The 23,561-nt window shown below is 48.2% G+C and carries 17 protein-coding genes and 1 pseudogene; 5 read left to right on the forward strand and 13 right to left on the reverse strand.

All coding sequences use genetic code 11. From position 1 onward, the window contains the following. Positions 1–93: 93 nt before the first annotated feature. Positions 94–471, reverse strand: a complete 378-nt coding sequence (locus tag EA392_01010; protein TVR41743.1) for a GxxExxY protein — start codon at positions 469–471, stop codon at positions 94–96. Positions 472–659: 188 nt separating this feature from the next. After that, positions 660–1,445 carry a LexA family transcriptional regulator gene (locus EA392_01015; GenBank protein ID TVR41744.1) on the reverse strand — a complete coding sequence of 262 codons (786 nt, stop codon included), beginning with the start codon at positions 1,443–1,445 and terminating at the stop codon, positions 660–662. A gap of 144 nt (positions 1,446–1,589) precedes the next feature. On the opposite strand from EA392_01015, the gene EA392_01020 reads away from it, so the two are divergent. Beyond that, the gene (locus tag EA392_01020; protein ID TVR41745.1) at positions 1,590–2,126 is read left to right on the forward strand and encodes a hypothetical protein; all 537 of its coding nucleotides are present in this window, start codon (positions 1,590–1,592) and stop codon (positions 2,124–2,126) included. Between the two features lie 61 nt (positions 2,127–2,187). Here the strand turns inward: EA392_01020 and EA392_01025 are convergent, their stop codons facing one another. Further along, positions 2,188–4,194, reverse strand: a complete 2,007-nt coding sequence (locus tag EA392_01025; GenBank protein TVR41746.1) for an SPOR domain-containing protein — start codon at positions 4,192–4,194, stop codon at positions 2,188–2,190. A 408-nt stretch (positions 4,195–4,602) separates the two neighbouring features. Here EA392_01025 and EA392_01030 point away from each other — a divergent pair. Then, positions 4,603–4,878 (forward strand): annotated as a pseudogene (locus EA392_01030) (hypothetical protein). A gap of 940 nt (positions 4,879–5,818) precedes the next feature. Here the strand turns inward: EA392_01030 and EA392_01035 are convergent. From EA392_01035 to asnB, 9 genes are read right to left on the reverse strand one after another with little or no spacing between them, the layout of a single operon-like run. Beyond that, entirely contained in the window at positions 5,819–6,529 is a 711-nt protein-coding gene (locus tag EA392_01035) for a TIGR00730 family Rossman fold protein (GenBank protein ID TVR41747.1), read from the reverse strand. Beyond that, positions 6,522–9,344: an excinuclease ABC subunit UvrA gene (gene uvrA, locus EA392_01040; GenBank protein ID TVR41748.1), complete on the reverse strand. Its 2,823-nt coding sequence runs from the start codon at positions 9,342–9,344 to the stop codon at positions 6,522–6,524. Before uvrA ends, EA392_01035 begins: the two co-directional genes overlap by 8 nt. A 16-nt stretch (positions 9,345–9,360) precedes the next feature. Beyond that, the gene (locus EA392_01045) at positions 9,361–10,356 is read right to left on the reverse strand and encodes a lytic transglycosylase domain-containing protein (GenBank protein ID TVR41749.1); all 996 of its coding nucleotides are present in this window, start codon (positions 10,354–10,356) and stop codon (positions 9,361–9,363) included. Between the two features lie 9 nt (positions 10,357–10,365). Beyond that, positions 10,366–11,451 carry an undecaprenyl/decaprenyl-phosphate alpha-N-acetylglucosaminyl 1-phosphate transferase gene (locus tag EA392_01050; GenBank protein ID TVR41750.1) on the reverse strand — a complete coding sequence of 362 codons (1,086 nt, stop codon included), beginning with the start codon at positions 11,449–11,451 and terminating at the stop codon, positions 10,366–10,368. 27 nt (positions 11,452–11,478) lie between these two features. Continuing rightward, complete coding sequence (gene rfbC / locus EA392_01055; protein ID TVR41751.1) at positions 11,479–12,003, reverse strand: dTDP-4-dehydrorhamnose 3,5-epimerase; 525 nt, start codon at positions 12,001–12,003, stop codon at positions 11,479–11,481. A gap of 8 nt (positions 12,004–12,011) precedes the next feature. Beyond that, complete coding sequence (locus tag EA392_01060) at positions 12,012–14,456, reverse strand: polysaccharide biosynthesis tyrosine autokinase (GenBank protein TVR41752.1); 2,445 nt, start codon at positions 14,454–14,456, stop codon at positions 12,012–12,014. 9 nt (positions 14,457–14,465) lie between these two features. Next, positions 14,466–15,242, reverse strand: a complete 777-nt coding sequence (locus EA392_01065; GenBank protein TVR41753.1) for a hypothetical protein — start codon at positions 15,240–15,242, stop codon at positions 14,466–14,468. Between the two features lies 1 nt (position 15,243). After that, positions 15,244–16,419, reverse strand: a complete 1,176-nt coding sequence (locus EA392_01070) for a glycosyltransferase family 1 protein (protein TVR41754.1) — start codon at positions 16,417–16,419, stop codon at positions 15,244–15,246. A 47-nt stretch (positions 16,420–16,466) separates the two neighbouring features. Beyond that, complete coding sequence (asnB, locus tag EA392_01075; protein TVR41755.1) at positions 16,467–18,350, reverse strand: asparagine synthase (glutamine-hydrolyzing); 1,884 nt, start codon at positions 18,348–18,350, stop codon at positions 16,467–16,469. 89 nt (positions 18,351–18,439) lie between these two features. Between asnB and dacB the strand changes: the two genes are divergently transcribed. Beyond that, on the forward strand, positions 18,440–19,864 hold the full coding sequence (dacB, locus tag EA392_01080; protein ID TVR41756.1) for a D-alanyl-D-alanine carboxypeptidase/D-alanyl-D-alanine-endopeptidase: 1,425 nt from the start codon (positions 18,440–18,442) through the stop codon (positions 19,862–19,864). Positions 19,865–19,866: 2 nt separating this feature from the next. Here the strand turns inward: dacB and EA392_01085 are convergent, their stop codons facing one another. Then, positions 19,867–20,748 carry a hypothetical protein gene (locus EA392_01085; GenBank protein TVR41757.1) on the reverse strand — a complete coding sequence of 294 codons (882 nt, stop codon included), beginning with the start codon at positions 20,746–20,748 and terminating at the stop codon, positions 19,867–19,869. A 96-nt stretch (positions 20,749–20,844) separates the two neighbouring features. On the opposite strand from EA392_01085, the gene EA392_01090 reads away from it, so the two are divergent. After that, positions 20,845–22,056, forward strand: a complete 1,212-nt coding sequence (locus EA392_01090) for an ADP-forming succinate--CoA ligase subunit beta (GenBank protein TVR41758.1) — start codon at positions 20,845–20,847, stop codon at positions 22,054–22,056. Positions 22,057–22,066: 10 nt separating this feature from the next. Further along, a complete protein-coding gene (locus EA392_01095) occupies positions 22,067–23,548 on the forward strand; it encodes an acetyl-CoA carboxylase biotin carboxylase subunit (protein ID TVR41759.1) in 1,482 nt (493 codons plus the stop codon). Positions 23,549–23,561: the final 13 nt, after the last annotated feature.

The raw sequence follows: 23,561 nt of genomic DNA on the forward strand, positions 1-23,561 counted from the left end.
CATTACTTTTTGATTAGTACTAAAGGTTCTTTGCGTTCATTGCGTCTCCATTGCGCTCTTTGCGGTTAGGCTTTTAACCGCTCAGGTATGTACCTAGAGTTTATTCGCTATTCGTTTAATTCCGTTTTTGATCATTGCTACATTAAAGTTGATCAACATTCCCAGCTTACAATGACTCAGCTTTAGGTAGGTCAGTACCTGTGCCAGATGAACATCATTCAAAGCATCAACAGATTTCACTTCGATTACCAATTTATTCTCCAGTAGAATATCCACTCTGTATCCAATTTCCAAGTGAATTTCTTCGTAAATCAACGGTAGTGGTTTTTGTTTTTCAACCCGAAGCCCTGTTTTCCGTAATTCATACGCCAGACATTCTTCATAGGCACTTTCGAGTAGTCCCGGACCTAATGATTTGTGCACTTCAAGTGCAGCGTTAAATACAATTTTTGATAGTTCGTTTTCGGTCATTGTTCAAAATTCTTTTCGTTGCGGTTGGTTTTTTAACCGCAAGGCCTTCGGCCCGCTAGCCCGCCTGCCGCGGGCAGGGAAGGCGCAAAGGGCGCTAAGAATGTTCACGATTTGCTTGGTTCTATCATTGACCATTACTTTTTGATTAGTACTAAAGTTCTTTGCGGTTAAGTTTCACGCAAGGTCACTCAGTTCTTTTGGTTCGACTTCATCTCACCGATTTCTTTTTTGAGTTCGAGGAATGCGGAGGTGAGCTGCTGCATGCTCATGGTTTGTTCGTTTTCGCGCGGTAATTGAAAGCTGGTAAACCCTGTGGCTTCCCATATTTCGCGCACATCTTTAAGGGGTACTTCGTAGGGGCTGTACGCGGAATTGTCGGAGTGAAGCACCAGCACACCGGGCTTTTTCAGGTGCTTGTACACACGCTTGTACACCACGCCCTCACTCAGCGTAACCAGCACATAGCAGTGGCCGTTTTTTATTTGTTGCCAGTCTTCGGTAAAGCGCCCAATCACATAGGCCCCATGCGGAACGGGCAGCATACTGTCGCCACGGGTTTGAAAAATGCGATAGCTACGCTCGGCTCCCAGCTCCGGAAAAGGCATCTGAAACTGCGGAAGGCTCTCCACATAATCAATATCTCCGTAGCCGTTGAGGTAGCCCGCCGCGGCCTTTACCGGTACCAGCGGAATGGTTTCGCGACCCGTTTGACGATCGATTGTAATCGATAAAATACGCAGGGGCAAAGCTGTTGGCTCCGTTGCCTTTCCAGTCTCCAAATCTTCGTTTACAAGCTGATCCAGGCTCACTTCAAAAAAGTGCGCCAACGCCTGCAAGGTTTTGAGGCGGGGTTCGGCGCGCCCTTCTTCATAAGCTCCGATGGCAGGGCGGTTCAGGCCTAACTTGCGCGCCAGTTGCTCCTGGGTTAAGTCGTTCTTTTTACGCAGATAACGAATGTTTTGTGCGAGTGACATGGCTTTGTTGTTTTCGTTCTGCTAAAATAAACAGAATGCAAATGAAAACATCATTTTGTTTGAAATTTTTCGAGAGATTTTCAGAAGACTGCCTTGTAGTTGTTTGGATTGATGTTTGCACTGCCTATCGCAAAACACTGTTGAATGCGGGTTTCAATTTCTTTTTTGGCTATGCTAATTGTTTTGCTGGTAGCTGGTGCTGTTCAGGCGCAGTTCGACGAGGGTATGTGGGGTACGGTGCAAAGTGCAGTTCAAGCCGGAAGCCAGAATGGAGGCAAGAAAGTTTTTCCGGATGAAGTAAACGATAAACTGAAATCAAAGCTGGCCCATTCAACCGAGGGCAAGGCAAGATATACGGTAGAGTCTCCGCGCAAAGTGAGTTTCAAGGCTTTTGAAAGGAAGCACGCGGCACCGCGCATTTTTCAGGTGCTGGCAGAGGGTGAAGGGTATGTGCTGTTGTGCCTCAGCGCAGTAGAGCACCCGTGCGATTGCAAGGGTGATTTGTACATCTACACGGCAAAAAGAAATCGTCCCTATGTGGTAGAACGTCCGCTCTTATTCTCCATGCGCAAAAGCCTGGTGCGCGAAATCAATGAATGGGGTGAATACGCGTTGGACGAAGAGCAGTTTCACAACTACTGCGAGGTGATGGAGTGGTTGATTCAATCTGACGAGAAGTAAGACCCCTTTCTGCTCTCAAACCCAAAAAAGCGTACGATGAGAGTATTAGTTTGAGCTCATCCTAATCTTCCAACATGCGTATCGCCTCCTGGGCAGAAATGACCTGGCCACTGAATTCGCCCACTACAAATGCATCGGGGAAACCGATTGCCACAGCCTTACTTCGTGCTGCTTGTGCAGCATCGTAGCTGCTGAAGCTTCCGTAGAGGTAGCGCGTGGTGCCATCAGGTCCGCGAATGGGTTTGATATCTCCCAAATCGATAAACTGGTCGAGAACCGAAGTGGGCACTTCATCCCGGTAAGCACCTACCTGAATTTTGAATAGTATTCGCTTACTGTCGAAAGCTGGCGATGCTACTTCACGGGTGCTGTCGTCCTGACCGCTTACCACTGCTCCGGCCTCGTTGAGCGAGATGCGTTTTCCGCCTCTGTATGCGGTAATGAATGCACCTTCAAAACCTTGTAACAGCAATTCTACCTTATGGTCAGCTGCATTCCGAATGTTGGTGAATGAACCACTTACGTATCTGGTTAGGCCATCCTGTCCTTTGAGCACCAACAATTCAGGAACACCGGTAAATACATCCTTGCTAAGAGGATTGGCGAAGGCACCAATCTGCACGCGATACACCACGTCGAGCGTTGGAGCAGCAAGCTCTTCTTCGAAGGTTTCATCCACCTTGGAAATTCGGCGTAAATCGGCTTCAATGGAAGCTACATCCTCGTCGGGGCTGAGGATGTTTCCGTCTTCATCCACCACCACAAGACCGTTGATACCGTCGGCTTCAAGGCTGATTTTGCGCTCTACAGCTTTGTAAAGTTCTTCATAACTTCCAAAGAGATACACAGTTTCCTCATCCACTTCGCGCGTAATCACATCGGGGATGCTCAGGAAACGTTCAATCATTTCGTTGCTCAACTCAGAGTCGCTGTCTGCCTTAACGCGGTACAAAGATTTTTGCGGGCGCTTTGTTTTTTGGGTTGCTGCGCGCGATTCCGTTTCAACCCGCGAAAGAAGCTTGTTGTATTCCTGCAGTGAATCAATCCAGAAATAATACCGCATGGCAAAGGTTTCGTCGGATATGGTCACACCGTGTTCGTCCACAAAGGCACCGCGCGGAGTGTCGGGTTCGAGGTCGCGATAATCGGGTACACCGTCGCCATCGCTGTCAATGGGGCAACCTCGGCTATCCACTTTCACGCCTTCAGGAGTTCCAGGGCATTCGTCTTTGAAATCGGGCACACCGTCTCCATCCTCATCCTCGAGTTCCAGTGCCAGAAAATCAACACCTTTGTAGTGCTCACGTATTTTCTTCTTTTCTCGCTTTACCGCAAAATCATAGCTCAGAGCCGCTGTGGTGTACATAAAGCGGTCGTTTCGGCTGTTTCCCTGGCGAACACCGATGCTTTGCTCAGTGATTCCGTCAATGTAATTGGTAAAGGTGAAATGCATTTCGGTACCCACACGAAGCCTTACCTGGTCGGTGAGATTGAGTGTTACTCCTGCGCCAACAGGAATGGCCCACGAGCGCTCAGGGTAGGGCCCCAGGCCGTCTGCGTCGAGTTTACGTATGTCGGTTTCGTAGATGTAATTGCGCTGTATTTCAAAAGCTTCGTTGGCATTGGGGGCACTCTCAGGCAGGTTGCGAATGGTGCCGTCGCTCCAGTAGTGGTAGCGATTTCCGTCGCTGTCGTGTAGATCTGTTTTAGAGAGAAATTCAAATCCTGCGATACCAACCGAAACATAGGGTGCCACAGGCGAGCCCGGTTTCAACAAATGGCTGAAATTGTATGATAAACTTGCACCCATCATCGTAATTCGCGAAGAGAAATTGAGATGACGCGGGCCGGCGGTTTCATTCATGATTAACCTACCGTAAAGGGCAAAGGCGTCAAAATCGAGGTATTCGTTGAGGGGTGTTCCAAGTCTGAAGTGAGCTCCAACCGGACCAAGCAGCGGACTGCTGTAGCGATGCGATGCTCCTACGTCGCCGTAAAATGCCAGACGCCCAATTCCAACCTCAATTCGCGGCTTAATGAGCGTTTCAGTTTCGGCAGTGGTTTCCATTTCTCCGCTTTGCGACCAGCCTTGTAGCGTAAATAGAGCCAGTAGGGCAGCGAGGAGATATTGGAGCAAGGCTTTCATCTTATGATGACATTACGAGCATATGGGTTGGGTTGTTACGGTACCCATCGCTGATTGCTGATCATGAGTGCTTCCTGCACGGTTATTCGGTTACCATCGTTATATGCAGTAACGAAAGGGCCCGGAAAATTGTAGTTGTCGTTGAGCTTTTCGCGATGGTTGCGCGCTTCCTTGTATTGGTTAAATCCGCCTGTGGTATATTTCACCCAACCTTCGTGATTTTCAATGCCAAATGAATCGCGAAATTTATGGTGGTCGGCAAAGTATTGGGCATCTACCACTTTGCGGGCAGCCGTAATTTGCACCTTGTAAGTGATGTCTGTTTCGGGCATGGTGCTCGGAGCCGCCGGGGGCGCTTTAGGCTTCGGTTCGGGTTTGGGCTCAGGTTTGGGTTCTGGCTTGGGCTCAGGTTCCGGCTCAGGCTCAGGTTCAGGCTCCGGCTGAGGCTCTTCCACCTGGGCCACTTCGGGTTCTTCATCCCACAGTGTTCCTGAGTCCCATTCGTCGCTTGCTTCGGTTTCAAGTCGAATACTCGGTTCGGGTTCTGCAGCAGGCTCGGGCTCAGGTTCGGGCATTTCGTCAAGCACCAGGTCGGGTTCTTCCTGAGGTTTTTCAAAGGGGATTTCGCCTACTGTAACCGAACGGGTTTCGTTGTCGCTTAGAAATGAGAACTCTCCGGTGATGTCGAAATTAGGGGTAGATGGTTCATGCACCGGAATCATTTCGTAGCGAAGGGTAATTTCGGGCCTGCCGGGAATGTCGAACCACACAAATTTCACCTGTGTTCCTACCATGTTGAACACTGCATCGGCACGCTCAAGGGCAACCGCAGTGTAATCTGCAGGTATTTCTTCCTGAAGTTTGGCAAAGCCCCCCAGGTTGCTTTTGTGAATGGTGAGTTCAACCACATAGCGCCCGCCCTCGCCGGGGGTAATTTCGCGGTGTACAAAAGCAGTTGCCTTACCGTTGTCGGGTTGCTCTTCCCGGAGTATGGGTTCTGCGCTTCCTGTTGCAATCAGGGATTCCGGTACATCATACACCAGGCGTTGGTTGTCGTCAATGTAGGAGAAGTGCCCTTCAATTTTCTTTAAGCCGTCTGCATCCGGCCGGGCAATCAACCGGTATGTCAGATGAACCACCTTCTCTTCGGGCAGGGCCATCCAGATAAACTTTGCTTTCTGATCGCTGAAGGTAAATGATGCACCACTGGTTTCAATCGCCTCAATCACCAATCCGGGATCTACGTTTAGCTGAAACTTGGCGAATCCTTCTACTTTTCCCTTGCTGATTGTCACATTTACCTCCGCGCTCTGGCCGGGTGCAAGCTTGTTCGGAAGGTCTTGTGTGACGCTGATTTTTTGCAACACCCAAAAGTTAAGTATCGCCAGAAATATGATATTCAGCAGAATAAGGGCACCTTTAAGCATAGCGGTTAAAATGTACGAGGTGGTTTTAACAAAACTACCGCTATACCAGATGCTTCATCGGAGCCGCCTGCGGATTTACAAACAGCACCGTGTTAAAATAGAAAGCTGCCCGAAAAGGTCTAGAAGTTGGGACGCAACAGATACTTGCTGTAAAAGGCATTGATTTTTTCAATGGCCTCATCGCAGGTATCAACGAGGTGGAAAAGATCCAGATCTTCGGGGCTGATGGTTTTGTACTCGTCGCGGAGGGTACGAAGAATCCAGTCATAGATACCGGCCCAAAACTCCTTACCAACCATGATCACCGGGAAACGCCCGATTTTTTCGGTTTGAATCAGCGTGAGTGCTTCGAAGAGTTCATCGAGCGTACCGAAGCCACCGGGAAGTACAATAAATCCTTGCGAGTATTTGATAAACATCACCTTGCGAACAAAAAAATAGTCGAACATGATGTTTTTGTCTTTATCAACATAGGGGTTCGACTCCTGCTCAAATGGGAGGTCAATGTTGAGTCCTACCGAAGTGCCTCCTGCCCTGTGGGCTCCTTTATTGGCTGCTTCCATAATACCGGGGCCACCTCCTGTGATTACACCATAACCATTTCGGCTGAGCTCAAATGCAAGATCTTCGGCAAGTTGATAGCTTGGGTGTTCTTCTGTAAAACGAGCCGATCCGAAAATGGACACACATGGCTTGATTTTGGAAAGCTTTTCAAAGCCTTCTACAAACTCCGACATGATTTTGAAAATAGCCCAGCTATCGTTGGTTTTGGTTTCATTCCAACCCTTCTGCTTGAAGGCAATCTTGATTTTCTTATCCAATTTATTCATGGTTGAGTTCTTCTTTTAAAAACCTGGCAGTATGACTTTCGGTGCAATGTAAGAGTTCTTCGGGAGTTCCGGTAAAGAGCACCTTGCCTCCCCTTGAGCCACCTTCGGGCCCCATATCAATAATGTGGTCGGCAACTTTCATGATGTCCATGTTGTGCTCAATCACCAGCACGGTATTACCGCCGTTTACCAGGCGATTCAATACGTCAATCAACATCCTCACATCCTCAAAATGAAGCCCTGTGGTGGGCTCGTCAAGGATGTAAAAAGTGTTGCCCGTATTTCGTTTGGAGAGCTCGGTGGCCAGTTTAACGCGCTGTGCTTCTCCGCCTGAAAGGGTTGTGCTCTGCTGACCCAGGGTTAGATAGCTCAAGCCCACGTCATTCAGGGTTTTGAGTTTTTGCTTGATTTTGGGAATCTCGCTGAAAAAGTCCAATCCCTCTTCAACGGTCATGTCCAACACGTCGGCAATGGATTTTCCCTTGAAGCGCACCTCAAGGGTTTCGCGGTTGTAGCGCTTGCCGTTGCATGTTTCGCACTGCACATACACGTCGGGCAGAAAATTCATTTCGATGGTCCTAACGCCTGCACCTTTGCAGGTCTCGCAGCGTCCACCTGTGGTATTGAATGAAAACCTGCCGGGTTTGTAACCTCTGATTTTTGCCTCGGGAAGCTCTGTAAACAGGTTGCGGATATCATTGAACATCGCCGTGTATGTGGCAGGATTGCTTCGTGGGGTTCTGCCAATGGGCGACTGGTCAATTTCAATGACCTTGTCGAGGTTTTTGATTCCCTCGATATCCGTGTAGGGCAATGGCTTTTTGACGCCTTGATAAAAGTGCTGATTCATAATAGGGTAGAGGGTGCCGTTAATGAGCGACGATTTTCCGCTGCCCGACACGCCTGTAACACAAATGAACTTTCCCAGCGGGAATTCTACCGTAGTGTTTTGCAGATTGTGACCGCTGGCGCCCGTCAGGGTGAGGGTATGCCCGTTTCCTTCGCGCCGCGTTTTGGGGACTTCAATTTTCTTGCTTCCGAAGAGGTACTGAGCTGTGAGCGAATTTACATCGCGAAAGCTTTCAACTTCGCCACCACCCATAATTTTACCGCCGTGTACTCCAGCGGCCGGCCCGATATCCAGCAGGTAGTCAGATTGCAGAATCATTTCTTTGTCGTGCTCCACCACAATCACTGAGTTCCCGGCATCGCGCAGCTGCTTGAGCGATTCAATCAGGCGGTTGTTGTCTCGTTGGTGCAGTCCAATGCTGGGCTCGTCCAGGATATAGAGCACACCTACCAGCCGGGAGCCAATTTGGGTAGCAAGACGAATGCGCTGCGCCTCACCGCCCGAGAGCGACCGTGAGCTACGGTTCAGGGTGAGGTATTCGAGGCCCACATCGAGCAGGAAACGCGTGCGGTTTCGAATTTCTTTGAGAACCTCTTTTGCTATGCTGTTCTGGCGTTCATCCAGTCGTTCTTCAATGCCGTTAAAGAAGTTGGCGAATGACTGAATATCCATTTTGGCAAGCTCAAAGATGTTGTGCTCATCAATTTTAAAGTGCAGGGCCTCTTCTTTCAGTCGGCTGCCATGGCAGGTTGGGCAATCAATTTTGTTCATGAAGCCTTGCGTCCACCTGAGGATGCTTTTGGAGGTGCTTTCCTCGGACTGACGATTGATAAAGTGGATGATACCTTCGTAGGTAACGGTGTAGTCGCTCAAACCTACGGAGCTTTTTACCGTGATGGGTTCGTCGGTTCCGTAGAGTAACTGGCTCATGACTCCTTCGTCCACGTCGCCCACCGGCGTGTCAAGGCTAAAGCCATGCTTTTCCAGCAGGGTTTCCACCTGTTTAAAAATCCAGTTATTCTTGTAACTGCCCAGTGGAGCAATACCACCTTTGCGGATGCTGAGGCTTTTTTTGGGGATGACCTTGTTGATATCAATTTCTGAAATTTCACCCAGACCGTTGCACTTGGGGCACGCTCCATAAGGAGAATTGAAAGAGAAGAGGTTAGGTTCCGGCTCATTGTAGGAAATGCCGGTGTCGGGGCACATCAGAAATTTGCTGAAGTAGCGTTCGGTATCGTTTTCGAGGCTAAGCGCAATGAAGGTTCCTTTCCCCAGTCGAAGAGCAGTTTTGATAGATTCGCGCAGACGCTGGCTATCACCTGTGCCGGGTATAACGCGGTCAATCACAATGTCAATATCGTGCACCTTGTATCTATCGAGCTTCATGTTGGCGTGAATCTCTTTGAGTTCGCCATCTACTCGTACTCTAACAAATCCTTGCCGGCTTATTTGTTGAAAGAGCTCCCGGTAATGCCCCTTACGCCCTTTTACGATAGGGGCGAGCAGTGCCACTTTCTGACCATGCATTTCTTCCTGAAGCAGTGTAACAATCTGATCTTCGGAGTAACGCACCATGCGCTTTCCGGTTTTGTAGGAGTATGCGTGGGCTGCGCGTGAAAAAAGAAGTCGGAGGAAATCATATATCTCGGTAATGGTGCCCACGGTAGATCGCGGGTTCTTACTTACCGTTTTCTGCTCAATGGAAATGACCGGACTTAAGCCGGATATCTTGTCAACGTCGGGTCGCTCAAGGCTACCAAGAAATTGCCTTGCGTAGGCCGAAAAAGTCTCAATATACCTGCGCTGCCCCTCTGCGTAGAGTGTATCGAAGGCGAGCGATGACTTGCCGCTTCCGCTAAGGCCGGTAATTACCACCAGCTTGTTGCGGGGTATGCTAACATCAATGTTTTTGAGATTGTGCACACGGGCACCCCGAACATCAATAAAGGTTTCTTTCTTCATACCTTCCTGCAACTTGCTAGAGCGTGTCTTTTGCAAGGCTATCGTTTTCAAAAACCAGGGCTTCGGAGGAGATAAACCCGGTAAAGCCTTTGGCTGGCAATTGGATGTTGTACGACTTACGCCCCGGATTTCTTAAGAACGTATCGCGGAGCCACGGGTTCAGAATTTTAAGAATTTTGTAGTTCACGCCGTGTTCAAAGGCAAAATCGGCAAAGTCGTTAATGGGTTCATTAACGGTTACTGTTCTGGTTTTTAGGGGCGGATAAAGGTCCTTTTCGCGAAAGAAAAAGCCGTAGTCACGTGGTTTGGTCATGATTTCCTTGATGGCTACAATGCGAAACACGTACCGGGCGGTTTCTTCAATCAGCAGCATGTCGTAATAGTTATGCACTTTTTGCCTTTTTATTTGGCGGTCTAATCCATTCATGCCCATGTTGTAGGATGCGGCTGCCATGGTCCAGCTTCCGTACTTTTTGTAGGCGGTGTTGAGGTATTTACACGCGGCCTCTGTTGATTTTTCGAGGTGGTAGCGCTCGTCCACTTCGCCGTTCACTTCCAGTCCGTATTCGATGGCCGTGTTTTTCATGAACTGCCAGAAACCGGTGGCTCCAGCCGGAGAAACTACATTTTGTAATCCGCTTTCTATCAGGGCGAGGTACTTGAAATCATCGGGAACCCCATTTTTGGCAAGGATGGGTTCAATGATGGGGAAATAGCGATGGGCCCTTTTGTGAAAAAGCAGGGTTTGTGACTGCCAGTAGGTGTTGATGAGCAGCTCACGATCCAGTTTTTCGCGCACATCTATACTTTGCATAGGCACGTCCTCATTGGCAAAATCCAGTTCGTCGGGGAGGTTGAGAGCAAAAATGCGGTAGTTGGATGTGAACTCTTTTTGGTGGCTATCGTCGTGGTTATCCATTTCAATGCTCGAGGAAAACTGAAAGAGTTTTACCACGAACACCACCGCAAGAAGCAGTGTAACAATAAGGGCAATTCGTTGCAGGTATATCATCAGTGGCAATTAGTTGATGTAGTTGGCTTTATTGATTTTTGCCAGATAAAACATCACAGATAAGAGCAGCACGAAGTATGCCAGAACCCCTCCAGCATGCCACCACGTCCATGTTTCAACGTATTTCTGGAAGAAAATCGTGGTCAGAAGTGAAAGAGCTCCTATTCCGCCAAAGGTCATTGCCACCTGACTGTCTGACAGTCCCTGGTATGACAGCACGTGGGTTGTGTGGTCTCTTCCGCCAACAAAGGGAGATTGCCCTCGTCTGATTCGGTTGATGACTACAATGGTGGTGTCAATAATGGGCAACAAGTACACGAGCAGTGTAATGCTGATTTGTCTGGAAACCAGCAATTCGCCGCTCAGACTTGGGGCATTCCAGCAATAGCGGATACCAATGAAGGCCAGAAATAATCCGAGAAACTGGCTCCCGGTGTCGCCCATGTACATTTTGGATGGATTCCAATTGAAGAACAGAAATCCTGTGAGTGAGGCTACTACACCTAGAACAATCATAAACTCAGCGGTACCCAACTCGCCCATTACATAGATGGTGAGCAGCGTGCTGAGTAGGATAAATATCGAAACGACCGAGGTGATGGCGTCCATGTTATCGAGCATATTGATGGAATTCATCATTCCGATGGTCCAGAAAATGGTGAGGGCATAGTTGAGGTATGCCCATTCAAATAGTTCGATATGAGTGCCTGTGAGGATGAGTATGATCCCACATGATACCTGTACAGCGAATTTGAGCAATGGCCTGGTATTGTAAGCGTCATCTGCCAACCCCATCAGAAAAGCAAGGAGTGCCGTGAGAAGCAAACCCAGAAGCTGTGTGTTCTTGAATACCTCTTCCGGAAAAAAGAAAATGGAGTAGCATACGAATGAGATGAGAAACACCATGAAAAAGGTAATACCACCGATGGCAGGTTTGGACTCGGAGCTCCATCTAATGGCCTTTGCGCCCCGCTGGTTTTTGGTGCCCATTGTTCTTGTAAACCGCAGCAGAATGGAGTTGGTGAGTAGTGAAAACGCAGTGGTTCCCAGGAAAAAAAGTGAATAGATCAGAAATATGTACTGTGATTGGTCCATTGGATGTGGCTGCGTTCGGGTGGCGAATTAAAACAAAGACGTGAAATCTTCAAAACGCTGCCCCAATTTATCTTTTTCCGAAACAATTGGGTGCTCAGTTTTCCAGTTGATTCCAAGCGAAGCATCATTCCAGAGAATGCATCCCTCGCTGTTTTTGTTGTAAAAATCAGTGCATTTGTACACGAAAATGGTGTTGTCTTCCAGCGTCAGAAATCCGTGAGCAAAGCCAGGCGGTATGTATAATTGGAGATTGTTTTCGGCTGTGAGCTCAACCTCAAAATAACGACCGAAGTGCGGTGAACTTTTTCGGATATCTACCACTACATCCTGCACGGCTCCTTGCAGCACCCTTACGAGTTTACCTTGTGCGTGCGGCGGGTTTTGGAAGTGCAGTCCGCGCAGTACGTTTTTTTGCGAAAGCGATTGGTTGTCTTGCACAAATGCATCTTGAACTCCGGTAAGTTCAGTAAAACGCTTTGCGTTGTACGATTCGTAAAAGTAACCTCTGTCGTCACCAAAAACGGTAGGCTTTAGGAGGAAAAGCCCATTCATTGCGCGCTCTATGATTTCCAAAACTCAAACCATTTGTTTCGGCCGGTACTGTTGCTTTCATCGTAGTAACCATAAGCCTGTCCGTAACCATAACCGTAACCATAACCGTAGCCGTAGTTGTATCCGTAGCGATGTCTGTTAACTTCTACACTATTGAGAACCACGGTTACCCGGGTTATTCCGTTTTCGTTCATCAACCTGTCTACGTTCTGCACAAAATGCTTTTTGCTGTAGTCAGCCCTGAAAACATAAATGGGGTAGTCAACCATCTTGAAGATTGGAATACCGTCCGTTACCATACCTACAGGTGGATTGTCGATGATAATCACGTCGTACAAACTCTTCAGTTCATTAATGATCTCTACTGTGCGGTCGCTCAGTATCAATTCTGAAGGATTGGGAGGAAGTGGGCCCGAGGTAATAAAATCGAGGTTGTCGAGGTTGCTCTGCTGCACACATTCCTGGATGGTGTTTTTTCCTACAATGAGTGTACTCATACCCCGGGTGTTTCCTACACCAAAACCAGCGTGGATTTTTGGCTTGCGTAAATCCATGTCCAGAATAATGACCCGCTTGCCTGAAAATGCGATAATACCGGCAAGGTTAATTGCGATAAATGTCTTGCCCTCGCCCGATACCGTTGAGGTAATTGCAATGGTTTTAGGGCCTTCTTGAGAGGGATCCACAAACTGCAGGTTGGTCCTTATGGTTCTGAAGGCCTCGGCAATCATTGATTTAGGATTTTTATCAATCACCATCTGAGAAATGGGCACTTCCTCAGTATACTTCGGTGTCATGCCCAAAATACCCACAGAAGCATTGGTTTGCTTGGTGATTTCATTCAACGATGTGATTTCGTCATGCATGAGATATCGCACCAAAACCATCACAGCACTGATGAGTACAGTCAGAATGATGGCTATCGCAAAAACCATGTTTCTGTTGGGAGCGATTGGCACAGATGGTATCCGGGCTTCTTCCAAAATTCGATTCTCAGGTACAAAACCGGCCTTGCTGATTCGGTACTCCGTTTGTTTTTCCAATAGAAGCGTATAGTACTTTTCATTTATTTTGAAATGCCGCTGCAAGCGGGCGTACTCCAATTCCTTTTCAGGTAGTTGATAAAAGGAGGCTTCGAAATCTCTCAGTTTGTCCTGAAAAAAAGTACGCCTTCCTTGCAAGTTGGATCGCATTGATTGTATGGCCTCAAGAATCAATCTTTTTTGTATTTCTACTTGGTATTCAATGTTTTTAACAGCGCCGTGGTTTCCTTTCACGTTGAATCCCATTTCTTCCTTGCGCAACAATATTTCGCGTAAATCTGTAATCAATCCCGATAGTGAGTTTTCCAGTCGGGTGCCGACTATCAGGGGAATCAGGGCATATATATCTGTCTCCTCAGGGTTAGCCAGCGCAACCTTTTCTAATTCGCCCAGTAGTTTCTCTTCATACTCGAGCTCCATCTGACGGTCGTCATACTGCTGAAAATAGCTCAGATAAAACTCAGAAATTCTGTTCAGGTCAGAAATTTTGTTGTCCTTCATGAACATACTGAGTTCAAATTCTGTTTCTCGCAGTTCGTTGTACACTTCTTCAATTTGGTTATCGATAAAGCGAATGATGTTTGATGCGCTCAACTCACGCGATTCCTGATCGTACTGCAAATATTGATGAGCATGCGCCATTACAAAATCCCTGGCAAGAGTGGCATTGTGGTTTTTGCAGGAAATCTGGATGGTTTGTGCAATATTGTTCATTACCCGTACCTCCATGTTACTTCTGAATCGTGATACCAGTGAGTTGGGGTTGTTTATCACGAAGTAAAGCTCATTGTAAGAACCTTTATCGGAGTTTTCTTCCAGAGGTGGAGCCAAATCGATGCGACCTTCAAAAAACCTTGTTCTCACATAATCATTTGGCAAGAATGGGTCTGATATGGCGTTGTTGTTCAAATGCAACTCATAGCGGCCATCAGCCAGGTTGCGAATGAAAATTTGTTTATCCAGGATGCTGCTATCCGTAATTGCAACCAAATTGAGTTTAGGTTGAGGAACACGGTAGAGCTGCCTTGTGAGTATGTCGCCTTTCAGGTAGTAACTCACCTTAAGGGGCAAACGTTTTACAGTTTCCTGAAGCAAAAGCTTGGATCTTAAAAGTTCCAGCTCAGCCGACAGGGTTTTTTCTTCGTAGATCTTGTTGACCTGAAGAATTTTGGTTGCATTGTCACTTTTTGAAAGCTGAATGATGGTTGATGCTTGATAAACAGGAGCATTGTACCTGAGGTAGAGGTATGCGAAAGTGAAGGTAAAAACAGCCAGTAGAGCTATCCACTTCAGGCTTTTTCGGGCAATGTAAAGAAACAGCCCCAACTCGAACTGACTACCAAAATTGGTAAGACGTTCTTTATAGCCCTCATAGCTCTGATTTACCTTGGATATATTCTCGTCAATCATGTACGCATTTTATCTCACTATATTGATGAGAACGAGGAATGTGGTTAGCAGTCCAACCAGTGGGGTTACATCTCTCAGGGCTTCTGCTACATATTGGGGAACCGGCTCAACGTAAATGATGTCATTGGCCTGAACAATAATATCTCCGTCTGCCACACCGTCAATTTTTGCCAGGTTAATCAGGTACACCTTTCGCCCTTCAGGTGAGTTTCTGATGAGCTTAATTTTACTGGCATTTCCCCTCTTGGCCACACCTCCTGCCTGAGCAAGCGCTTCTGTAACCGTCATGTTGTTGTTGGTTAGGGTGATAACACGCGCGTCTCCGCCCGACCCGGGCATTACAATTACCCTGTTGTTGGTAATTTCCAGCATAGCGTATGGCCGAACATAGTACTCGGAGTAGAGATCTTCGAGATAAAATTCAGCGTCGCGCACGGTCATACCAGCCAGCTTTGTGAGGCCGATGGTGGGAAGTTTAACATCGCCGGTAACTTCCACACGGTAACGTATGATGTTTTGCATGTTTCGCATCATCATCTGGTTTTGCTGACCGCCACCTACTGCACCGCTTCCCGATGTCAGGTCAATGAGCAGGAAGCCATCGTTTGAGTACAGCCTGAAGTTTAAGAGATCAAAGGGCTGTATCTTGTATTCAAGGTCAATAACTTCCGGTGGTACGTCGTAATCGTAGCCAATAGGAGTTTTGAACATCAGGTCTTTGTTGATATTGCAAGAAGCAATGGCAAAAGCCATGGTAAGAAACAGTAATGCGCGTTTCGTGATCATCTCAGTTTAAAAGTTCTTGGTAAAGTTGGGCCATGTCATCGGCAAGGCGCTGGTAGTGAAATTTTTGATGCACATACAACCACCCATCGGCCCCAAATTCTTCCCGTAAGGCATCATCTTCAACGAGTCTTAATAAATTGTTGGCTAAGGTAACATGATTATTCGTTTCGCTCAAAAGTGCCGTGCGACCAGATACCACGATATTCTCAATACCGCCAACACGTGTGGTTACAATGGGTTTGTTGGCGGCCTGGGCCTCAATTAGCGACACTGGTGTGCCTTCGTTTTTTGATGTAAGGCACACAATATCAATTCCTGCATTTACGTAGTCAATGTCTTTAATCCACGAGGTGAAGGTAACACTGCAGCGATTTTGTCCGGGAGAGGTTGTAAGATTCAATTCGTTGCAAAGAGCTTCAAGGCGCGCCCGTTCTTCGCCATCGCCCACAACAAAGGCCCGTATTTTGCGCTGGGTTCTATGCTGAAGAATGGCAATCGACCTCAGAAACAAATCGTGGTTCTTAATGGGAACCAAGCGGCCAATGATACCAATGGCAATTTCATCCGGAGCCAATCCATATTCAGTTCTGAAGCGTAGCCGTTTTTGGTCCATTGATTCTGTAAAGCGAGCCAAATCAAAGCCCAAAGGGATGATTCGTACTTTCTCCTCAGGGCATACCTTGTGAATGTTTACCAGCTCATTCTTTTGCCCTTCGCTCAGCGCCACAATGCAATTTGATTTCGACGCTAAAAACCGTTCCACCTTCCTGTAAAATGAGGTGGTAATGGGGTTGAAATAGGAGTGAAAGGAGTGGCCGTGAAATGTGTGAACAATCACAGGTACTTTCATCTGCGCTGCTGCCAATCGCCCTAATGCACCCGGTTTCGACGCGTGAGTGTGTACAACATCGGGCTTGAAATCCTGAATAAGTTGCTTGATTTTTTTAAACGCCAACCGATCTTGAAGCGGGTTTACTTCCCTTCGCATTTCGTTTAAAATAACAGGCTTAAGGCCGAGTTGGTCAACAATGTGCATGGAGCTGCCCTCGGAATCCTCTTTCATGCCACCCACCAGTAGCGTCTCGAAATCGCCCGGTAGGTATTTCGTGAGATAAGCCGCGTTGTAAGTGGGTCCGCCCAGGTTAAAGCGGTTGATAATGCGAAGTACGCGTGGCATGAAAGACTCCTCTGTTTATAGCAGATACAAAGTAACGAAAAAATAACTCATCCGAGTCTCCTGAAGGTGCTGAACCACCAGCTTTGAAAAACCAGAAAGCTCCAGAGCAAGGAAGCATGCTTGTTGTTATGGAGCTGGTAAAAGTCACGTTGAATATCCTCCAGAACGGATGGGTTAAAAACGGCCTGCTCTTCGATAAGTTGCCTGTTGCTGAATTTAACAACCAGCTCTTTCAGTGTGGAGCGTAGCCAGCTTTCCATGGGCACTTCAAAGCCTTTTTTGGGTCTGTTGAAAACTTCAGCCGGGAGCACTGAATGAAAGGCATTTCGCAACATCAATTTACCTGAACTTGCATTCAACTTGTACCCCGAAGGAAGATTGTTCACATACTGAACCAGGTGGTGATCAAGAAAAGGTGTTCTTACCTCAAGTCCGTGGGCCATGCTCATCTTGTCAACCTTGGCAAGCATATCGTTGGGCAGAAGGAATAACTGATCCGAAATGAGTACTGAGTTAAAGTCATTTTCATCCAAATCTAAACCAGGCAGTTGGTCGAAGATCAGTGCTTGATGGTGTTTTTCCTTCAGCAAACTGAAAACGGTGGCTTCATCCGTCCACCGCAGCCATTGGTGGTAACGCTCCCTAAACGGCAATCGCAGTCCATCAGAGTATTTGCGCAATTTCCTGAGGAAATCGCCTTGTTTATCCGAGCGACTTCCCCCCGGTAAAAGCGACAGCAGGGGTGCTGCGCTTTTTAAAATGAGGTTCGAAGCGCTTTTCTGACTGGCCCGGTAAAGAGCCATATGCTTGCGATAACCGCCAAACAGTTCGTCGGCACCATCTCCTGATAATATCACCTTAACGTGCCGGGCGGTATATTTACTCAACATATACACAGCTATGGATGAGCTGTCGGCAAAAGGCTCGTCAAGGTGGTTGAGTACAGCAAAGGCAGCTTCCTCCATTTCATTCTTTCCAACCCTGATTTCGTGATGTGTGCTGCCAATATGCCCTGCCACCTGCGCCGCGCAGGCCGACTCGTCCAAATAGGCGTGGTCATCAAATCCTACCGAAAAGGTATTGATTCCGCTTAAGTGTTGGGATGCGATGTAGCTTACAATGGATGAGTCAATTCCGCCACTAAGAAAGGTTCCGAGTGGAACATCTGATACCAATCGCATTCTTACCGATTCGTCCAGTAACTGACGTACATTCTCAACAGCAGATTCATAGGAATCTGCTGAGGCAGTGCGCTTTTGGAGATCAAAATACGGCTGCTTCTCTACCTTTCTGTCTCTCACGGTAAGAAATTCTCCCGGCATGAGCTTTTGAACTCCCTTGAGTGCTGTGTACGGCGCGGGAATATAGGTGAGCTGAAAAAACAAATGCAAGGCGTCAACATCCAGCTCCGGGTTCACTCCAAGCACTTTGAATACACTCATTTCTGACCCGAAGCAAATGATGTCGGGTTGTAGGTTGTAATACAGGGGCTTGATGCCCATTCGGTCTCTTGCCAGCCACATGGTTTCCAATTGGGAGTCGTACACAGCAAAGGCAAAAAAACCGTTGAGGCGCTCCAGGCAGCCGGGCCCCCATTGCGCCCACGCTTTGAGCAGAACTTCGGTGTCGCCGGTGGTGGTAAAGTAGTGTCCCAGTTTTTCAAGATCAGACCTCAGGCTTTTGAAATTGTAAATCTCCCCATTGAATACAATGGCATAGCGACCATCCTCTGTTTGCATGGGCTGATTTGAAGCTGCCGAGGTATCGAGAATACTGAGTCTGGCGTGACCCAGGCATAACTTGCCATAGGCTCTTACCTGCCTGAAATCTGGACCGCGGTGGGCTATTTTTTCTACCGCCTTGAGCAAACGATCTTCGTCACCGGCAGAAATCGGTTGTGAGTAATTGAATATTCCGGCAATACCGCACATAGGCTCTAAACTGTGCGAATTTAGGACTATTCCTCTTGCGCTTGCCCCGAAATAATCCGCTGGCCCTATATTTGTCTCAACCCTTTGCTATGAGAATCCTTGTTGCCATTGCTCTGTCGCTTTGTTGTTTTGCTGTCGGGGCCCAGCCCTCAAACGGGATGGATGAGTTTCTGGATCAGTGGCTTGAGCAGCCCAATTTGTCGGAAGCTTCTGTTGGATTCTACGCGGTGGATATCAACAGCGGTGATGTGCTGGCAGACCATCGGGGCAACAAAGCCATGATCCCGGCATCCTTGATGAAAATACCTGCCACCATTGCAGCCTTGCATACCCTGGAGGGAGATTTTCGATTTGAGACCTCATTGAGCTACCATGGTCACCTGGAAAATGGTGTACTCACCGGCGATTTGGTGCTTCGCGGCTCGGGAGACCCCACCTTTGGCTCAGCGCGTATCGGTAAAAGTGCCGATGCCTTGCTTGAAGCGTTTGCATCGGCCATTAAGCAGGCCGGAATCACGAAGGTTGAAGGAAATCTGGTGCTTGACAATACAGCCTTTACTCCCCACGTGCCCGATACATGGGCCTGGCACGACCTCACCAACTACTATGCGGCAATTCCTCACCCGCTCAACTTTTTGGACAACCAGTTCAGCATCTTTTTCAAAACAGGTGAGGTAGGCTCCGCGGCAGTTTTAAAATACGTTAGCCCGATGATTCCGGGTGTGAAACTGGAGCACGACGTGGTTGCCGCAGATATCCGAAACGACCAAACCTACTGTTATGGTGATCCTACCGGAGATAAGATTCGGGTAAAAGGTGCGCTTCCCGCCAAACGGGAAAACTATGAAGTAAAAGCGGCCATCCCCGACCCGGGTAGATTTTTTGCCATTAGGCTGATGGAATCCGTGCAGCAATCAGGAGTTGAATGGAAGGGTGATGTTGAGCATTCTTCCTTGTCTGCCACAAATGGCGGAAAAGAACTGATTCGTCATACATCGCCCACGCTCGCAGAGATTGTTGAGGAAGTGAACTTTCACAGCATCAATCTTTACGCCGAAGCTTTGGGAGTTGCGCTATCTGAAAAATTCTCCGATGTTCCGCGGACTGAGGTGTTGAAGAATTTCTGGTCTGAAAAGGCCGGGATAGATACGCGCGGATTTCGGCCCGAAGATGCCAGCGGACTTTCGCATTATACTACAATCACCGCCAAGCAACTCACCGATATGCTTCATTGGGTGTATCATTCCGACAATGGTAAAGGATGGATGTTGTCGTTGCCACAGGCAGGTCTCAATGGCACACTGCGCAGTTTCGGAAAAGGAACCCCGCTTGAAGGTAACCTAAGAGCCAAAAGTGGCTACATGACAAGCAACAGAGGCTACGCAGGAGTACTAAACGCCAGGTCGGGAAAAATGGTGGCCTTTGCTGTGATGGTGAATCATTTTGAGGCCAGTCCGGCAACCATTAAAAGTGAGCTGGAAAAGCTGATTGTTGCGCTCTATGAGTCGAATTGACCCTAAAGCTTGATGGACTGCGTTTGCCGGGAAGGCAGCTCTTTTCTATTCACCCCTTTCAAACAGTGCTTGTCGTAAATGGTAGCCGCCACTTCATCGCCGAGTTTGGCCGCTTGCTCAAAATCAATGCAGGCCGCGTGCTTGTCTTTGAGTTGATGGTTGCACTCAGCCCGAAAGTAAAAGAGGTCGGCTTTGTTTTCGAAGGTCGTTTTTTCGAGGGCCGAAAATTCCTCGCGGGCTCCCTCATAGTCGTGCAGATCGAATTTTAGCACGCCCACGTTAAAGCGCGCTGAGAGTAGAGTGGAATCGAGTCCGAAGGCTGTTTCCATGTCGGCAAGTGCTTCCTTTTTCTGTTGCAGTTCAGCGTAAGCCGCACCGCGAAGAAAGTGAGCGGGGGCACATTTCGCGTTGTAAGAAATACTCCTGTCGAGCCATTGTATGGCCTGACGGCTTCGGAATGACTGGTAATGAAGTACCCCCGTGTAGTAATGTGCCAGAAAGTTGGAGGGCTCCAGTTCCAGAGCCATTTGCAGGTCTTTTTGAGCTCCTTTGGTATCGCCGCTCCATATTTTGGCCGACCCGCGGTGCGTAAACAGCATGCTGCTTTTTTCGTATCGTTGCGCTTCGTTGTATGCGTGAATGGCTTCATCAAACCGCGATTGTTTTTGAAGTGCATCGCCAAGGAGCATCCAGTATTGCGCAATGTTTCGGCCTTCCTTCGGGATGCTCTCAAGCAACTCAATCACCTTGTCGTACGTGCCTGCATCATAGCAATTGCGGGCTTTTAACAGGGTGTCAGAATGGGCCATTAATAAAGGCGATTGAATCAACATCAAACCAATCAGACCCATGCATATCACGTGATATCTAAAGAGTGAGTTCATGGAGTTTTGTACGAATATGCGGCCGTGAGGTTTCGCACATTCTCTCCTTTGTATTTCGAACCTTAAGCCCTACTTTTGGCAGCCTAAAATCACGTTATGAACATACACGAATTTCAAGGAAAATCAATACTCAAGAGCTTTGGAGTGTCCATCCAGGAAGGTAAGGTGGTAAATGATGTATCCAAAGCCGAAGCAGCGGCCAAAGAACTCTCTGCCGAAACAGGAACCGAATGGTTTGTGGTAAAAGCTCAGATTCACGCGGGTGGTCGTGGTAAAGGAACCGTTAAAGAAACAGGGTCGCATGGCGTTGTGCTTGCAAAAGGACTCGATAAAGTTGAAGAAATAGTTAAAGGTATTTTGGGTGGAACCCTTGTTACGGCCCAAACCACCGAAGAAGGCAAAAAAGTAAACCAGGTACTCATAGCACAGGACGTGTATTACCCCGGCGATTCGGAGCCCGAAGAATACTACATGTCTGTTTTGCTCGATCGCCAGCGAGGCCGAAACGTCATTGTGTATTCTCCGGATGGAGGAATGGACATTGAAGCCGTAGCGGAGAAAACTCCCGAGCGTATTTTCCGCGAAGAAATTGACCCCGCTGTGGGTGTCATGCCTTTTCAATGCCGAAGAATCGCATTCAATCTGGGGCTATCCGGTCAGGCGTTTAAAGAGATGCAGAAGTTTGTGAAGTCTCTTTACGATGCTTTCCTCGGTTGTGATGCTACTTTGTTCGAAATCAACCCTGTGCTTAAAACTTCCGACAACAGAATTATCGCTGTTGACTCGAAAGTTTCGCTGGATGGTAACGGGCTTTTCCGCCACCCAGATTACGCCGCCATGCGCGACAAGAGCGAGGAAGACCCTACCGAGGTTGAAGCGTCAGAAGCCGGTTTGAACTATGTAAAACTGGATGGTAACGTGGGGTGTATGGTGAATGGTGCCGGACTGGCAATGGCCACCATGGACATCATTAAGCTGTCGGGCGGTGAGCCGGCCAACTTTCTTGATGTGGGAGGAACGGCTGATGCTGCACGCGTGGAGAAGGCTTTCAGAATTATTCTGAAGGATGAAACCGTAAAGGCCATTCTGGTGAACATCTTTGGCGGAATTGTGCGTTGCGATCGCGTTGCGCAAGGTGTGGTGGATGCCTACAATAATATTGGGGACATCAACGTGCCCATCATCGTGCGCTTGCAAGGTACCAATGCCGAAGAAGCCAAAAAACTCATTGACGAAAGCGGGTTGGAAGTTCACTCTGCGGTATTGCTGCAAGAAGCCGCTGAAAAGGTGAAGAGCGTACTCGCCTAAAACCCTGCCCATGAAAAAGGTTCTGGTTGCCAATCGGGGAGAAATTGCCCTGCGCGTGATGCGCTCCCTTCGCGAAATGGGGATTGCCACTGTGGCTGTTTACTCAGATGCCGACCGCATGGCGCCATTTGTTCGATATGCCGACGAGGCAGTGCGAATTGGGCCACCCCCTTCATCCGAATCCTACCTTAAAGGTGACGAGATTATTCGCGTTGCCGGTGAACTGGGTGTTGACGGGATTCATCCAGGGTACGGCTTCTTGTCTGAGAACGCTGGTTTTGCCAGGAAGGTGCGTGAAGCGGGTATCACATTTATCGGTCCTGGCGAAGAAGCCATAGAAACCATGGGGAGCAAACTGGCGGCCAAAGCGGCTGTAAAAGCCTACAACATTCCTATGGTGCCCGGTGTGGACCACGCCATAACTGACGTAGCCGAAGCACGAAAAATAGCCGCCGAAATCGGATTTCCCATCCTTATTAAGGCCTCTGCAGGAGGAGGTGGTAAGGGCATGCGCATCGTAGAATCTATTGACGAGTTTGAATCCCAGATGGATCGTGCTGTATCTGAAGCGATTTCGGCCTTTGGAGATGGCGCAGTGTTCATTGAAAAGTACATCGGATCGCCTCGTCATATTGAAATACAGGTGCTTGCTGATCAACACGGCAACGTAGTGCACCTTTTTGAGCGGGAGTGTTCCATTCAACGACGACACCAGAAAGTAGTAGAAGAGGCTCCTTCGGCTGTGCTCACACCTGAGCTTCGGGCTCGAATGGGTGAAAGTGCCTGTGATGTGGCACGGGCATGCAATTACCACGGAGCTGGAACGGTTGAGTTTCTGGTGGATGAACACCTGAATTACTACTTCCTTGAAATGAACACCCGTTTGCAGGTTGAGCATCCTGTGAGCGAGCTTATTACCGGAATTGACCTGGTGAAAGAGCAGGTGCGCATTGCCCGCGGAGAAAAGTTGTCGTTCGGACAGGATGATTTGAAAATCAACGGACACGCACTTGAGATTCGTGTATACGCGGAAGACCCGGCCAATAACTTTCTGCCGGACATAGGCACACTGCACGGATATCGTAAGCCTGAAGGTCCCGGTATTCGCGTAGATGATGGTTTTGAAGAGGGGATGGAAATTCCCATCTACTACGACCCGATGATTGCCAAACTTATTGTTCACGCCGAAAACCGCGAGGCCGCCATCGAAAAAATGAAACGCGCCATTGCCGATTATCAGATATCAGGCGTTGCAACCACCCTTGGCTTTTGCTCTTTTGTGATGGATCACGAGGCATTCCGCTCGGGTAAGTTCGACACCCATTTCGTGCAAACTTACTTCAAACCGGAAGTGCTGAATGTATCAGACCCGCAAGAGGAAGAAGCGGCAGTACTCATAGCGGCCCTTCAAAGGAGCGAAGGTTCAAATTCTACTGAGCTTACTGCAAGCCAATCGCTTACAGAGAGCAATTGGCGGAAAAACCGAAGTTAGGCATCGTTATTGA

It is taken from the genome of Cryomorphaceae bacterium, from assembly GCA_007695365.1.
Taxonomy (GTDB): Bacteria; Bacteroidota; Bacteroidia; order Flavobacteriales_D; family SKUL01; genus SKUL01.